The 13,420-nt window shown below is 62.2% G+C and carries 13 protein-coding genes and 1 pseudogene; 5 read left to right on the forward strand and 9 right to left on the reverse strand.

What is annotated here, in order from left to right:
* The first annotated feature begins 77 nt into the window (after window positions 1-77).
* From ACY8D3_RS19390 to ACY8D3_RS19405, 4 genes are all read left to right on the forward strand, one after another.
* Window positions 78-245, forward strand: coding sequence for a rubredoxin (locus ACY8D3_RS19390; protein WP_462380462.1), 168 nt, complete (start codon window positions 78-80; stop codon window positions 243-245).
* 5 nt (window positions 246-250) lie between these two features.
* Window positions 251-1,411, forward strand: a complete 1,161-nt coding sequence (locus tag ACY8D3_RS19395) for an FAD-dependent oxidoreductase (RefSeq protein ID WP_462384455.1) — start codon at window positions 251-253, stop codon at window positions 1,409-1,411.
* Between the two features lie 258 nt (window positions 1,412-1,669).
* On the forward strand, window positions 1,670-1,942 hold the full coding sequence (locus tag ACY8D3_RS19400; RefSeq protein ID WP_462380463.1) for an HU family DNA-binding protein: 273 nt from the start codon (window positions 1,670-1,672) through the stop codon (window positions 1,940-1,942).
* Window positions 1,943-2,143: 201 nt separating this feature from the next.
* Window positions 2,144-2,533, forward strand: coding sequence for a helicase (locus ACY8D3_RS19405; RefSeq protein ID WP_462380464.1), 390 nt, complete (start codon window positions 2,144-2,146; stop codon window positions 2,531-2,533).
* 2 nt (window positions 2,534-2,535) lie between these two features.
* On the opposite strand, the gene ACY8D3_RS19410 is transcribed toward ACY8D3_RS19405, so the two are convergent.
* The 6 genes and pseudogenes from ACY8D3_RS19410 to exbB form a co-directional block, all read right to left on the reverse strand.
* Window positions 2,536-3,936, reverse strand: coding sequence for an HDOD domain-containing protein (locus ACY8D3_RS19410; protein WP_462380465.1), 1,401 nt, complete (start codon window positions 3,934-3,936; stop codon window positions 2,536-2,538).
* Between the two features lie 85 nt (window positions 3,937-4,021).
* Complete coding sequence (gene recG / locus ACY8D3_RS19415) at window positions 4,022-6,097, reverse strand: ATP-dependent DNA helicase RecG (RefSeq protein WP_462380466.1); 2,076 nt, start codon at window positions 6,095-6,097, stop codon at window positions 4,022-4,024.
* Window positions 6,094-7,026, reverse strand: a complete 933-nt coding sequence (locus tag ACY8D3_RS19420; protein WP_462380467.1) for a LysR substrate-binding domain-containing protein — start codon at window positions 7,024-7,026, stop codon at window positions 6,094-6,096. Before ACY8D3_RS19420 ends, recG begins: the two co-directional genes overlap by 4 nt.
* A 110-nt stretch (window positions 7,027-7,136) precedes the next feature.
* Window positions 7,137-7,998, reverse strand: a pseudogene (locus ACY8D3_RS19425) (energy transducer TonB).
* The gene (gene exbD, locus ACY8D3_RS19430) at window positions 7,995-8,417 is read right to left on the reverse strand and encodes a TonB system transport protein ExbD (RefSeq protein ID WP_462380469.1); all 423 of its coding nucleotides are present in this window, start codon (window positions 8,415-8,417) and stop codon (window positions 7,995-7,997) included. Before exbD ends, ACY8D3_RS19425 begins: the two are co-directional and overlap by 4 nt.
* Before the next feature lie 3 nt (window positions 8,418-8,420).
* Window positions 8,421-9,380 (reverse strand): tonB-system energizer ExbB, encoded by a 960-nt coding sequence (exbB, locus tag ACY8D3_RS19435; protein ID WP_462380470.1) that lies wholly within the window; start codon window positions 9,378-9,380, stop codon window positions 8,421-8,423.
* Between the two features lie 185 nt (window positions 9,381-9,565).
* Here exbB and ACY8D3_RS19440 point away from each other — a divergent pair, with 185 nt between their 5' ends.
* A complete protein-coding gene (locus ACY8D3_RS19440; RefSeq protein ID WP_462380471.1) occupies window positions 9,566-10,429 on the forward strand; it encodes an SDR family oxidoreductase in 864 nt (287 codons plus the stop codon).
* A 34-nt stretch (window positions 10,430-10,463) separates the two neighbouring features.
* Here ACY8D3_RS19440 and ACY8D3_RS19445 read toward each other — a convergent pair whose 3' ends face one another.
* The 3 genes from ACY8D3_RS19445 to rpoZ form a co-directional block, all read right to left on the reverse strand.
* On the reverse strand, window positions 10,464-10,844 hold the full coding sequence (locus tag ACY8D3_RS19445; RefSeq protein ID WP_462380472.1) for a RidA family protein: 381 nt from the start codon (window positions 10,842-10,844) through the stop codon (window positions 10,464-10,466).
* A gap of 150 nt (window positions 10,845-10,994) precedes the next feature.
* A complete protein-coding gene (gene spoT / locus ACY8D3_RS19450; RefSeq protein ID WP_462380473.1) occupies window positions 10,995-13,100 on the reverse strand; it encodes a bifunctional GTP diphosphokinase/guanosine-3',5'-bis pyrophosphate 3'-pyrophosphohydrolase in 2,106 nt (701 codons plus the stop codon).
* Between the two features lie 48 nt (window positions 13,101-13,148).
* Window positions 13,149-13,412 (reverse strand): DNA-directed RNA polymerase subunit omega, encoded by a 264-nt coding sequence (gene rpoZ, locus ACY8D3_RS19455; protein WP_462380474.1) that lies wholly within the window; start codon window positions 13,410-13,412, stop codon window positions 13,149-13,151.
* Window positions 13,413-13,420: the final 8 nt, after the last annotated feature.

A 13,420-nucleotide genomic window follows, 5' to 3' on the forward strand; every position in this document is an offset into this window, starting at 1 on the left:
CAACGGCCGGGCGTTTGGCTTGGCGTCGTGGGCAGTTTGTTATAGCGTGCCTGCGCATCGTTTAGCCGAGGATGATCATGAAAAAGTGGCAGTGCATCGTATGTGGCCTGATTTATAACGAGGCCGAAGGTTGGCCGGATGATGGAATCCCGGCGGGTACGCGCTGGGAAGACGTGCCGGCCGACTGGCTTTGCCCCGACTGCGGCGTGGGCAAGAGCGAGTTCGAAATGATCGAGATCAACTGATGAGCATGGCTGGTACGGCACCGCTCATCATCATCGGCAGTGGCCTGGCCGGCTACAACCTGGCCAAGGAATGGCGCAAGCATGACGCTGAGACGCCGCTGCTGATCGTAACGGCCGATGACGGCCGTTCGTATTCCAAGCCCATGCTTTCGACCGGGTTCGGCAAAGGGAAGGATGCCGAGGGGTTGGTCATGAATACGGCCGGCGCCATGGCTGACTTGCTCAAGGCCGAAATCCGTACGCATACGCAGGTGACCGGGATCGATCCAGGGCACAAGCGCATCTGGATTGGTGAAGAAGCTGTCGAGTACCGGGATCTGGTGCTGGCCTGGGGCGCCGAGCCGCTGCGGGTTCCGGTACCGGGCGATGCGGAGGCACGCATCTATCCGGTCAACGACCTCAAGGACTATCACCAGCTGCGCCAGGCTGCCGAAGGCAAGCAGCACGTTCTTATCCTGGGTGCAGGGCTGATCGGCTGCGAGTTCGCGAACGATCTTCGCGCCGGCGGGCTCGAGGTTGACGTTGTCGCGCCGTGCGAGCAGCTGCTGCCCGCGTTGATTCCATCGGAGGCCGCAGTTGCCGTCCAGCAGGGCCTTGAAGCAACGGGCGTCCGGTTCCATCTTGGGCCAACCCTTTCGAACCTGAGCAAGGCAGGCGACCGCCTCGAGGCGCACCTTTCGGACGGTACTCAGATCAGCTGTGACCTGGTTGTGTCGGCCATCGGCCTGCGCCCACGTGTTGCACTCGCGGCTGCGGCCGGACTGTCGATCAACCGGGGCGTATGCGTGGACCGTCGTCTGCAGACCTCGCATGCCAATATCTACGCGTTGGGGGATTGTGCCGAGGTCGAAGGCATCAACCTGCTTTACGTCATGCCGCTCATGGCGTGCGCGCGCGCCTTGGCACAGACGCTGGCTGGCAACCCGACGGCGGTGGCCTATGGGCCAATGCCCGTTACCGTAAAAACGCCGGCGTGCCCATTGGTGGTTTCGCCACCACCGGTGGGCAGAACCGGCACGTGGCGCGTCGAGGGGCAGGCACCCGATATTCGCGCGGTCTGTGAAGACCCGGATGGGCAATTGCTGGGCTATGCACTGACCGGCGCCGCCGTGCAGGAAAAGCTCGCCCTCAATCGTCAGCTCCCTCCGTTGATGCCACACGAGTGACACCGCATCGGCCGGCGTTTGAGCCGGTCGAGCGACCTTCAGGCTTCTGACCGATCCGTCGATTATCGACCTGTTTCAGTCGTGCGAGTCAGCGTGTCCCGTACACGCAAGAATCTGTCGCGCTATTCGTCCGCAAGGCTGGCATCACGCCGTGCGGCGTGCCATTCTGCGCTTGCATGCCGCGTCACAGAGCCGTCGCGGCGCCCCTGTCATGTGAAATGACACGGCACAACAACAACAAACGTACATGAGGCAACCATGCGCAAACCGGAACTCGCAGCCGCGATCGCGGAGAAAGCTGACCTGACCAGGGACCAGGCGAACCGTGTCCTCAATGCTCTTCTCGACGAGATCACCAATGCCCTGCATCGCAAGGATACGGTGACACTGGTCGGTTTCGGGACCTTCTTGCAGCGCCATCGCGGCGCGCGTACTGGCAAGAACCCACAGACGGGCGAACCCGTGAAGATCCGGGCGAGCAATACCGTATCGTTCAAGCCCGGCAAATCGCTGCGCGACGCCATCGGTTGACCTGTCGCCTACGGGGCGATTCAGACACATCTGAAGGCGGAGTCATCACCTGCATGGTTCCGCCTGAATCTTACGCGCCTATCTTCCATTCCTGCACATTGCCCTTGATGCTGAATTCAAGCGGCTGATGCTGTCTGTGCAGGTCTATCCGTCACGTTTCATTCCCTATAATCGCCACTCGTTCGGCTTACAGGACCTGTCATGAAATTCCGTTTTTTGCTGTGGATGCTCGCCCGCCTCATGCGCAAGGCATCGCAAAACGACCAAGCGTTTCGCGATCAACTGGGGGACAAGGACCTGTCGTTCCGCCTCTATACGCTGGACGGCAAGGTGTCTCGCGTGTTCACGGTACGAAACCAGCAGGTGGCAAGTCGTGCCGGCGACGTTGAGAATCCCGCGTTCAGCATCGGCTTTCGGGATGCTGCCTATGGGTTCGCGACCCTGACGGCGAAGAACAAGCAGCTGGCGTTCATGCAGGGGATTCAGGACAAGCACATCCAGATCCAGGGCAACCCGGCGCTCGTGATGTGGTTCCAGGGCCTGGCCGGACGGCTCAAGCCCCGTAAGAAGAAGGCGAAGACGCCTGCCTGAGGTCAGCCCTTGACCTGAGTGGCCAGGTCCCGGAGTGCTGCCTCGGCTTCCATGACGCGTGCGACGGCTTCATCGGCCTTTTCGCGCGTCAGCTCCAGACGATCCAGCAGGGACTGCGGAATCTCCGCTTCAGCCGTGCCACCAATACCGTGCGCGTGGAGCAGTCGTGTTGCCAGCGTCACGAGATTTGCGTATTCGGCATGATCGCCCGCGTAATCGGGATCGTGCTGAAAGCGCAGCGCGTCGGCAAGTTCGTCCGGCATGTCCCAGAAGCGCATCATCCACGACCCGATCTGTTCGCGGGTAATGCCGAGCAGATGCTGTTCGATGTAGATGTGGCTGAGATGCGGGTTCACTTCGAGGTGACGGCAGATCAGCGAGTAGTGTGGCGGGAAGACGTGTGCCAGCACGAGGTTGCCGAAGTTGTGCAGCAGGCCCGCAAGGTAGGTCAAGCCCGCCTCCGGCCGGCGTACCCGAGGCATCGCGCGGGTCAGGCCCTCGATGACGGCGGCCGTATAGATCGCCTGCTGCCAGTAGGGCGTTGCGTGTTGCGGCTGATCCTTGGGCAGGCTCAGCGTCTTGCCCAGTGCTAGGCCGAGCGCCAGGTTGATCACCAGGTCGAAGCCCAGCACACGAACGATGGCGTCTTCCACTGAGCGAATCTTGCCGGGCGCGGCATAGTAGGGCGACGCCGCCCAGCTCACGACCTGGGCCGCGAGTGCCGGGTCCGTTTCGACGACACCGGTGATGTCATCGATTGTGGCGTTGGGATCGACGCGCAGCTTGATAATCTTCTGCGCACTTTCCTGCAGGGGCGGAATCTCGATCGTTTCCTCCAGGCGCTGCTGGATGCGGCGCGCGGTGAACGCTTGGACCGCGCGCGTGATTTCGCTGCGGTCGTCGTCCGGACGGTCGAGGTTCAAATGAATATTGGCAATCGGCTCACCGATCAGCGCCGCGCTGCATTTCATCAGCAGGGCCTTGTAGTCCTCGCTCGGGACTTCCAACAGCACACCCGGCTGGCCGGATTCGATCAGAACCTGGGGAACCTGAAGCAAGCGCTCATCGTAGAGGCAGGGAGAGCTGGTCAGCTGCGGGATGGCCGGCAGGCTGCCCAGCTGGTGCTTGCCCAGCATCCGCTGCAGGCGATCCGGCTTGATAGCCGTGAGCTTGCGCCCGGTCAGCTCGGCCAGTCGGTTCAGATCAAGGAGTTGATTTTGCGGGAACAGGACCAGCAGGGTGCCGACGCCGTCTTCGAGCAGAATGGCCTGCGCACGCTCCGCAGCCGGTAATCCAGGGCGTGCGGCGATCTCGCGATAGGGGACGGCGAGCTTGTCGAGCAGTTGCAGGATGACTTGCGGCGCTCGGGGTGCCGATTCGTGGGCGTGGGCGGCGTCGATCATGGTGTAGTCCTGATAATTACAGCGGCAGTATAACCAGCCTGTTTCTCCAGCAGAGACGTGAGTCTCTTAGGCATTGTGACATGCATCACACCTGGCCGTAATGCTGGCCATGGCGAAGCCAACGGGAAACCAATGGACTGACGTGATCCGGCCAACGTTCCAGCAATGTTTGTGCGGCATCGCGCACCTGCGGCAACAGCTCCGCATCGCGCATGAGATCAGCGACCTTGAATTGAAGAAGGCCCGTTTGCCGGGTGCCCAGCAGTTCGCCTGGCCCCCGTAGCTCAAGGTCCTTTTCCGCAATGACGAAGCCGTCGTTGGTCTCACGCATGATTGCAAGGCGCTCGCGACCGAGCTGGGAGAGAGGGGTGTGATACAGCAGGACGCAGTGACTGGCTGTGCTGCCCCGGCCCACGCGCCCACGCAGCTGGTGCAGCTGCGCCAGGCCCAGGCGCTCCGGATTCTCGATCACCATGAGGCTGGCATTCGGTACGTCTACGCCCACCTCGATGACCGTCGTCGCGACCAGCAGCTGCAGTTCGCCCAATTTGAAACGATCCATGACGGCTGCTTTTTCCGCGGGCTTCATACGGCCATGAACGAGGCCGACCTTCAGTTCATCCAGTGCACTGGTGAGCTCTTCGAAGGTCGTCTCGGCAGCCTGGCAGGTCAATTCTTCGGATTCCTCGATCAGCGTGCAGACCCAATAGGCCTGCCGGCCTTCGCGGCAGCCGGCCCTGACCCGCTCGATCACTTCCATGCGCCGGCTCTCGGCAATGACCAGTGTGTTCACGGGTGTACGGCCGGGCGGCAGTTCGTCGAGGATGGACGTGTCCAGGTCGGCGTAAGCACTCATGGCCAATGTGCGCGGAATGGGCGTAGCGGTCATGATCAGCTGGTGCGGGCAAAGGCGCCCGTCGACACCTTTCTGGCGCAACGCCAGGCGTTGTTGAACGCCAAAACGGTGTTGTTCATCGATGATGGCAAGTGCCAGCCGAGCAAAGCGCACCTCTTCCTGAAACAGCGCATGGGTGCCCACCACCATAGGCGCACCTGCCACGATTTGCTCAAGCGCGGCGGCGCGGGCCTTGCCCTTGAGCTTGCCGGCAAGCCAGGCCACGTCGATCCCGAGCGGTGTGAACCAGCGGGTAAAGTTCAGGAAGTGCTGTTCGGCGAGGATTTCGGTAGGCGCCATCAGCGCAACCTGATACCCCGCCTCGATGGCCTGCAGGGCGGCCATGGCCGCTACAACTGTCTTGCCGGCGCCAACATCGCCCTGTACGAGGCGCAGCATCGGTTCGTGCTGGGCCAGGTCATAAGCGATCTCGCCGCCGACACGCTTCTGCGCGCCTGTAGGGGCAAAGCCAAGATTGGCAAGGAACTGCGCCGGCAGCCGTTTCGCGGGCGGCAGAACTGGCGAGCTCTGGCGGCGGACCTGCTCTCGAAGGCGCTGGAGCGACAACTGATGGGTCAGCAGCTCTTCGAATGCCAGGCGGTGCTGGGCCCAGTGATGCCCTTCGGCCAGTTCTTCGAGATCCGCGTCCGGCGGCGGTCGATGCAGGTAGCGGATTGCCGCCTCGAGCGGGCCAAGGCTGTATTCCTGGGCAATCTCGGGCGGTAGCCAGTCCGGCAGGCTGTTAGGGCCGAGACGGGCCAGTGCCTGGCTGCTCAACTGCCTGAGGCGCTGCTGAGTCAGCCCTTCGGTACTGGGATAAATCGGTGTCAGCGTCTGTTCGACTGGCGCTGGTTCGTCACCGGTCTGAGCCCGGTATTCAGGGTGGTAGATCTCCAGCCCCGTCGCGCCGGGCCTGACCTCGCCGTAGCAGCGAAGGGCGGTACCACGCTTGAGCGCTTCCTTCTGCGCCTGGCTGAAGTGGAAGAAGCGCAGACTCAGCGTGCCGCTGCCGTCCTGCAACCTGACCAGCAAGCTGCGACGGCGTCCCATGACGACATCGGCCCCGGCCACGATGCCTTCGACGACGGCGTCCTGCCCGGGGCGTAGCGCGCCGATGGGGGTGATACGTGTGCGGTCCTGATAGCGCAGGGGCAGGTGAAAGAGGACATCCTGCAATGTCTCCAGGCCTACCTTGGCAAGCTTCTCCGCCAGGGCGGCGCCGACCCCTTTGAGCGCAGTGACCGGTACGTCGGCCAGTCCGGTCATGCGTGTGGTTTGGTGCCTGCAACCGGTGGGCGTGCAACCGAGCATAGGCGAATCGAATCGGCGAGGATTTCGATGGCCTTCGGACGCGGGAAACTCGCGCGCCAGGCGATGGCAACGGTGCGGTAGGGAACCGGCGGTACGAATGGACGTACCTCGATCACGCCGGGCGCATAGTGATGGCTGTCCACCGCCGAGAAGGGCAGGACCGAAACCCCCATGCCCGACGCGACCATGTGGCGGATCGTTTCGAGCGAGCTGGACTCGATGGTGGTGTGCTTGGCCTCGTCGGTACGGCGCGCGGTCGGGCAGGCCTCCAGCACCTGATCGCGGAAACAGTGGCCTTCACCCAGTAGCAAAAGGCTCTTGTTATTGAGCAGCTCACCTTCGATGGCAGGCTTGGCTGTCCAGGAGTGGGACGCCGGCATGAGCACATAGAACGGCTCGTCATACAGCGGCATCGTCAACACATCCGCTTCGCTGAAGGGCAGCGCAAGGATGACGGCATCGAGTTCGCCCGTTCGCAGTTTGTCACGCAGCGTATGAGTGAAGTTTTCCTCGATATACAGGGGCATGTCGGGTGCGACCCGGTGCAGCTGCGGAATCAGGTGGGGAAACAGGTAAGGGCCGACCGTATAGATCGCGCCGATCTTGAGTGGAGCTGTGAGCTGATTCTTGCCGGCCTGGGCGAGTTCGCGAATGCCTTGTGCCTGCTCGAGTACCTTCTGCGCCTGCGCAACGATCGACTCGCCCGTTGGCGTCAAGCGCACTGCACTCTTGCTGCGCTCGAAAATCAGGATGCCCAGCTCGTCCTCCAGCTTCTTCACGCCGACCGACAGGGTCGGCTGGCTGACGTGGCAGCGCTCTGCAGCGCGGCCGAAGTGCTGTTCCTGGGCTAACGTGACGATATAGCGGAGTTCTGTCAGGGTCATAGGAAAATCCGATCGTAATGCCGGCAAGCATAGCCGTTGTAAACGATGGAACCAACCGTTCCCATGAGGGCGCGAAGCGGCGCCGGACGAATGCCGTCGCCGCTGTGCTGCTAGCCTCGTTCGAGCGAATACACGAACGGTGCGACGATTTCCAGGCTGCCACCTTTCAGCAACTCGGCCGGTGGAGCCGGCAGGGGTTGCGCCCGGCGAATCATTTCGAGCGTTGCTCGGTCGAGCGCGGCACTGCCAGAGGCGCCTACGATCTCATACGAGAGAACCTTGCCGTTGGCATCGACCACGAAGCGCAGCTTGTTCACGCCCTCCGTACCCCGGCGGCGTGCAGCCTCCGGATACTTCTTGTAGCGGCCCAGATGGCTGAGTAACTCGCTCTGCCATGTCCGCTGCGCATTCGACGGAGCACTCGATGAGCTCGGTGCGGCCTGCTTCGGCGCAGACGCCGTTTCAGCCGGCGGCGCAGGCGTGGGCGGTGCCTCCTCGGCTGGCTTGGCGTCGGGCTTGGGCGGCTCCGTTCGCGGCGGCTCGGGCTTACGCTCCGGCTTGGGTTTTGGCTTGGGTTTGGCTCTTATACACATCTCCGAGCCCACGAGACGCTCATGAATCTCGTATGCCGTCTTCTGCTTGAAAAAAAAAAAAAAAAAAAAAAAAAAAACATCAGCAGTCACAATTATCCTAAAGTTCATAATATTCAAGTGCAAATGGCACACCACCCCCCACAGGTGGTAGTTCCGGTTCCGGTGGTGGAGGAATGTCCTCCGGGGGTGGTGGCGGCGGTGGCGGTGGAGGGGCTGCAGCCGGCAGTGGCGCGAGCTCGACCATCATGGCTTCGGGCGGCAACTGGACCGGCGGCGGCTCGCTACGCCAGTACAGCGCAGCCAGCACGACCGCCGCGTGCACGGCGAGTACCAGCGCGAGGCTTGCGGTCCAGCGCAGGAGTTCGGAACGGTTGCTCATTTCTGGACCGACTCGAGTCCCACAAGGCCGATCTTGAGATAGCCCGCCCCACGCAGCGCATTCATCACGTCCATCAGGTCGGCGTAGTCGACGCCCTTGTCGGCCTGGAAGAAGATGGTCGTGTCCTTCTTGAATTGCGTCGTGTCATCCAGCAGTTTGCCGAGCGCCTCGCGCTGTACTGGCGTATCGCCCACGAACAGGCTCTTGTCCTGCTTCACGCTGACAAAGACCGGTTTCTCCGGTCTCTGCTGAGGCTCGGCAGTGGATGCCGGCAGGTCGACCTTGACGTCTACAGTAGCCAGCGGTGCGGCCACCATGAAGATGATCAGCAGAACCAGCATCACGTCGATGAAGGGGGTGACGTTGATCTCGTGGTTTTCCTGAAGATCGTCGGCGTTCTCGTTGAGATGCAGACCCATGGATCACTTCACCTTGACCATGTGGGGTTGGCTGCGCTCGCCGACCGGACGGTCGAGATCACGGCTGACCAGCAGGATGACCTGTGCAGACGCATCGCCCACCTGCGCCTTGTAGGCACCGATCGAGCGTGAGAACACGTTGTAGATGACGACGGCAGGAATGGCGGCGACCAGACCCAGTGCGGTCGCCAGCAACGCTTCGGCGATGCCCGGGGCGACGACCGCAAGATTGGTTGTCTGCGATTTGGCGATGCCGATGAAGCTGTTCATGATGCCCCAGACTGTACCGAACAGGCCGATGAAGGGGGCAGTGGAGCCGATCGTGGCGAGAATACCGGTACCCTGGCTCATCTTGCGGCCACTGGCGCCAACCAGGCGCTCCTGGCGAAACGCAACGCGCTCCTTGATGCCTTCCTTTTCGGTGCTGTGCGCGGAGAGCTGCAGCTCCTCCTGCGCATCTTCGATCAGCATCTGGCTAAAGCTGTTCTGGGTCCTGGCCTGCTCTGCGGCCTGATTCAGCGTACGGGCCTTTTTCAGGTCTCCCAGTTCCGCCTTCAGGCGGCGCCGCGCCCGGCTAAGTTCGAGGCCTTTGCCGACCCAGATTGTCCAGGTGAGGATCGAGGCCAGTACGAGGCCGATCATCACCGCCTTTACCACTACGTCAGCCTGTTGATACATGCCCCATGGCGACAGGTCGTGTGTCATGGCGGGTTCACCCTCGTCCGAGAGCGCCGGCACTGCGCCGTCGACCGGGACAGCCGTGTTCTGTTGCGCATCGGAAACCGTAGGGGATGCGGGGCTGTCGGTATTCGGGGCGACTGCGGCGGCCGGTTGGTCGTTGGCCGCCGGCACGTTGCTATCGGCGCTACCAATCGGCGTGAACAGCAGGCAGGACAGCGACAGGGTGACCAGCGAGAGCAGCCGTGTCAGAGAAGTCGAAGGGCGGGTTTCGATGCGTTTCATGATGACCGGACCTGGATAATGTACTGTGTCAGACCGCAGTGCGGACGCGAATGCGAGGCATTATTGCAATTAATTCTTGTTTGTAAAAGCAATGGCAGCACCGCACCGGACCAATCGGGTTACCATCCGGTCAGGCGTCACATCGCTCTGGGGCGATAAATCCAGGGCATTCAGAGGGTTAGTGAATGAATAGCAAACCGACGCTGCTCGTCGCCGGATGTGGCGATGTAGGGAGCGCGCTCGCCAAGCGCTTGCTCGGAGAGGGCTGGGATGTGTACGGCTTGCGTCGAACGGTATCAGCCCTTCCGGCTGGCGTACGGCCGGTGGAGGGCGATCTGCAGCGGGCCGAGTGTCCGCAGGACTGGCCGTCAGCGACGCCTGACTACGTGGTTTTCGCTGCAGCGGCGGATCAGCATGACGAGGAAGGCTACCGTGCCACGTATGTGAACGGGCTGCGAAACGTACTGGGCTGGCTGGATTCGAGAGGCCAGCGCCCACGGCGCCTGGTTTTCGTCTCGAGTACGGGCGTCTATGGACAGTCGGGCGGCGAGTGGGTCGATGAAACCTCGCCAGCCGAAGCCAGCCGCTATTCGGGGCGACTCCTGCGCGAGGCCGAAGCACTGGCGCAGTCGTCCGGTATTCCGGCGACCGTCGTGAGGCTGGCCGGCATCTACGGGCCCGGCCGGGAATGGATGCTGCGGCAGGCGCGGCAGGGCGTGCAAGCCGATGCCTCGCCGCCACTCTATGCCAATCGGATACATCGCGACGATGCGGCCGGACTGCTGGCGTTTCTGCTCCAGCGTGACGCCGCCGGGGAGCCAGTCGACGAATGCTATCTGGGAGTGGATGACGATCCGGCGCCGCTGCACGATGTGCTGGACTGGCTACGGGCGCGCCTGAATGTCACCCAGACATCCGACGAAGGTCCGAAGCGCCGCAGCGGCAGCAAGCGCTGCAGTAACGCACGGGCACGCGCCCAGGGTTGGAAGCCGAGCTATCCCAGTTTCCGGGACGGCTACGCCGAATTGATCGACGAACTCAAGCAATAGGCGGGTCGGCACCGTTGCCTACCCGCCAGGGTGCTTACTCGATGACGAGGATGGCGTCCATCTCGACCATCGCACCCTTGGGCAGGGCTGCAACGCCGATGGCGGCACGCGCGGGGTAGGGCTGCTGGAAGTAGCGGCCCATGACCTCGTTGACGGTGGCGAAGTGAGACAGGTCAGTCAGGAAGATGTTGAGCTTGACCACGTCCTTGAATGAGCCGCCCGCCGCTTCCATGACGGCTTTCAGGTTCTCGAATACCTGCACGGTTTGCGCTTCGAAGCCTTCGACCAGTTCCATGGAGGTCGGGTCCAGGGGAATCTGGCCGGACAGGTAGACGGTATTGCCCGCCTTGATCGCCTGGGAATAAGTACCGATGGCGGCCGGGGCCTTGTCGCTGTTGATCACAGTCTTGGTCATGGGAGCTCCTGCAAGGACGATGGAAAGATCAGGAGGCTGAACGAAGACGTGCGAAAGGTCCAGAGCCCAGTGCATTGTCCTGCGGGACAGATCCTGGGCGCATAACTTTCATGCCGGCTTGGGGAAAGAGGAGAGATTTTCGCGAGCCGGTCAGGCGCGCGCTCGCGTGATCTTGATGATGCCCGCCAGCTTGCGCAGCTTGCGAATAACATGCGCCAGATGGATACGGTCACGGACGCTGACCACGAGCTGGACGACGGCAGTTCGTCCGTCTCGCTCGTCCATGCTGATCTTCTCGATGTTGGCATCGGCCGCGTTCACATGCGTGGCAAGCAGCGCAATGAGGCCGCGCTGGCTTTCCAGCTCGATGCGCAGCTCGACATTGAACTCGCCGTTGACGTCCTTCGCCCACGCCAGCTGGACGCACTTCTCCGGGTTGTGCCGGATCTCGGCAATGTTCCGGCAGCTTTCGAGGTGAACCACCATGCCCTTGCCGGCCGAAAGGTGGCCAACGATGGGGTCGCCTGGAATCGGCGTACAGCAGCGTGCATAGCTCAGCACGAGGCCTTCGGTGCCGCGAATCGCGAGCGGACCTTCGTCGCTCGTTGCGGCTTCGTCTTCACGGGCCAGCAGCCGTCGCGCCACGAGATAAGCCATCCGGTTGCCGAGGCCGACGTCCTCGAGGAGGTCCTCGATGACCTCCTGGCTATACTCCGCCAGCACATGATCGAGCCGCTCTTGCGGGATCTTGGCCAGCTCCGTATCGAAACCGGCCAGCACCTTGTTCAGCAGTCGCTCGCCCAGACTGATCGATTCGGACCGGCGCTGCTGCTTTAGCGCGTGACGGATATGCGTGCGCGCCTTGCCGGTCACGATGAAATTCAACCATGCCGGGTTCGGACGTGCGCCCGGTGCGGTGACGATCTCGACGGTCGACCCGCTTTCGAGCGGCTGCGACAGGGGTGCCAGGCGGCGATTGATACGGCAGGCGATGCAGCTGTTGCCCACGTCTGTGTGCACGGCATAGGCGAAGTCGACGGCCGTCGACCCCTTGGGCAGCTCCATGATGCGGCCCTTGGGCGTGAAGACGTATACCTCGTCCGGGAACAGGTCGATCTTTACGCTTTCGATGAATTCCAGCGAGTTGCCGGCCCGCTGCTGCATCTCGAGCACACCCTTCACCCACTGACGCGCGCGGATGTGCGTGGACTTCGGCGCTTCGTCCTCACCGGACTTATACAGCCAATGCGCGGCGATACCGTTGTTGGCCATCTCTTCCATCTCCTGCGTGCGGATCTGGATCTCGATGGGCACGCCGTGCATGCCGAACAGTGTCGTGTGCAACGACTGGTAGCCGTTGGCCTTCGGGATGGCGATGTAATCCTTGAAGCGACCCGGCAGCGGCTTGTACAGGCTGTGAACGGCGCCGAGGACGCGGTAGCAGGTATCGACCTTGTCGACCACGATGCGGAACGCGTACACATCCATGATCTCGCTGAAACGCCGCTTTCCGCGCATCTTCTTGTAGATGCTGTAAAGGTGTTTCTCGCGGCCCATGACCGATCCCTGGAGGCCTTCGCGCTCCAGGCAATGCGTAATGGACTCTTCGATCTTGGCGACGATTTCCTTGCGATTGCCGCGAGCGGCGCGGACCGCGTGGCGAATGCGCTCGGAGCGCATTGGATACATCGCCTTGAACCCCAGATCCTCGAACTCGACGCGCATGTTGTGCATGCCGAGGCGATTGGCGATCGGCGCGTATATTTCGAGGGTTTCCTTGGCGATGCGGCGGCGCTTCTCGCCAGAGAGGACTTCCAGCGTGCGCATGTTGTGCAGGCGGTCGGCGAGCTTGACCAGGATCACGCGGATGTCGCGTGCCATGGCCATGGCCATCTTCTGAAAGTTTTCCGCCTGCGCCTCGGCCTTGGTCTGGAAGTCCATCTGGGTCAGCTTGCTGACGCCATCGACCAGTTCGGCAACGGTTTCGCCGAATTGTGTGGTCAGGGCTTCCTTGGCGATGCCTGTGTCCTCGATGACGTCATGCAGCATCGCGGCCATGAGGCTCTGATGGTCCATGTGCATGTCGGCGAGGATGTTGGCGACGGCGAGAGGGTGGGTAACGTAGGGTTCGCCGCTACGGCGGCGCTGGCCGTCGTGGGCTTGTTCGGCATAGTAGTAGGCGCGACGGACCAGGTTGACCTGGTCCGGTCCGAGGTAACTGGACAATCGCTCAGCGAATGCTTCTATGCCGCGCATGGGCATTCACCAAGGTTGTCTGTCGCTCGACGTCGCTGGGGCATCGCGTCAGATTGCTTCGTTTGCCTCGTCGTCGAACGACGCGAACAGCGGCTCGTCTTCGACGATTTCTTCCTGGGCAATTACGTCATAGTCGACGAGGCCGGCCGCGATTTCACGCAGAGCGACGACGGTGGGCTTGTCGTTTTCCCACGCAACCTTTGGCTCTTTGCCGCCTGTGGCCAGCTGGCGCGAGCGCTTGGTGGCGAGCATGACCAGCTCAAAACGATTGATGACGTTGTCCAGGCAATCTTCTACGGTGACGCGGGCCATGGTGTTCC

Source organism: Pseudomonas sp. Marseille-QA0892, assembly GCF_054950135.1.

What these genes read in the sequence shown, in the direction of transcription:
- ACY8D3_RS19390 (WP_462380462.1), top strand. Translation starts at nt 78, where the DNA reads ATGAAAAAGTGGCAGTGCATCGTATGTGGCCTGATTTATAACGAGGCC.
- ACY8D3_RS19395 (WP_462384455.1), top strand. Translation starts at nt 251, where the DNA reads ATGGCTGGTACGGCACCGCTCATCATCATCGGCAGTGGCCTGGCCGGC.
- ACY8D3_RS19400 (WP_462380463.1), top strand. Translation starts at nt 1,670, where the DNA reads ATGCGCAAACCGGAACTCGCAGCCGCGATCGCGGAGAAAGCTGACCTG.
- ACY8D3_RS19405 (WP_462380464.1), top strand. Translation starts at nt 2,144, where the DNA reads ATGAAATTCCGTTTTTTGCTGTGGATGCTCGCCCGCCTCATGCGCAAG.
- ACY8D3_RS19410 (WP_462380465.1), bottom strand. Translation starts at nt 3,936, where the DNA reads ATGATCGACGCCGCCCACGCCCACGAATCGGCACCCCGAGCGCCGCAA.
- recG (WP_462380466.1), bottom strand. Translation starts at nt 6,097, where the DNA reads ATGACCGGACTGGCCGACGTACCGGTCACTGCGCTCAAAGGGGTCGGC.
- ACY8D3_RS19420 (WP_462380467.1), bottom strand. Translation starts at nt 7,026, where the DNA reads ATGACCCTGACAGAACTCCGCTATATCGTCACGTTAGCCCAGGAACAG.
- exbD (WP_462380469.1), bottom strand. Translation starts at nt 8,417, where the DNA reads ATGGGTCTGCATCTCAACGAGAACGCCGACGATCTTCAGGAAAACCAC.
- exbB (WP_462380470.1), bottom strand. Translation starts at nt 9,380, where the DNA reads ATGAAACGCATCGAAACCCGCCCTTCGACTTCTCTGACACGGCTGCTC.
- ACY8D3_RS19440 (WP_462380471.1), top strand. Translation starts at nt 9,566, where the DNA reads ATGAATAGCAAACCGACGCTGCTCGTCGCCGGATGTGGCGATGTAGGG.
- ACY8D3_RS19445 (WP_462380472.1), bottom strand. Translation starts at nt 10,844, where the DNA reads ATGACCAAGACTGTGATCAACAGCGACAAGGCCCCGGCCGCCATCGGT.
- spoT (WP_462380473.1), bottom strand. Translation starts at nt 13,100, where the DNA reads ATGCGCGGCATAGAAGCATTCGCTGAGCGATTGTCCAGTTACCTCGGA.
- rpoZ (WP_462380474.1), bottom strand. Translation starts at nt 13,412, where the DNA reads ATGGCCCGCGTCACCGTAGAAGATTGCCTGGACAACGTCATCAATCGT.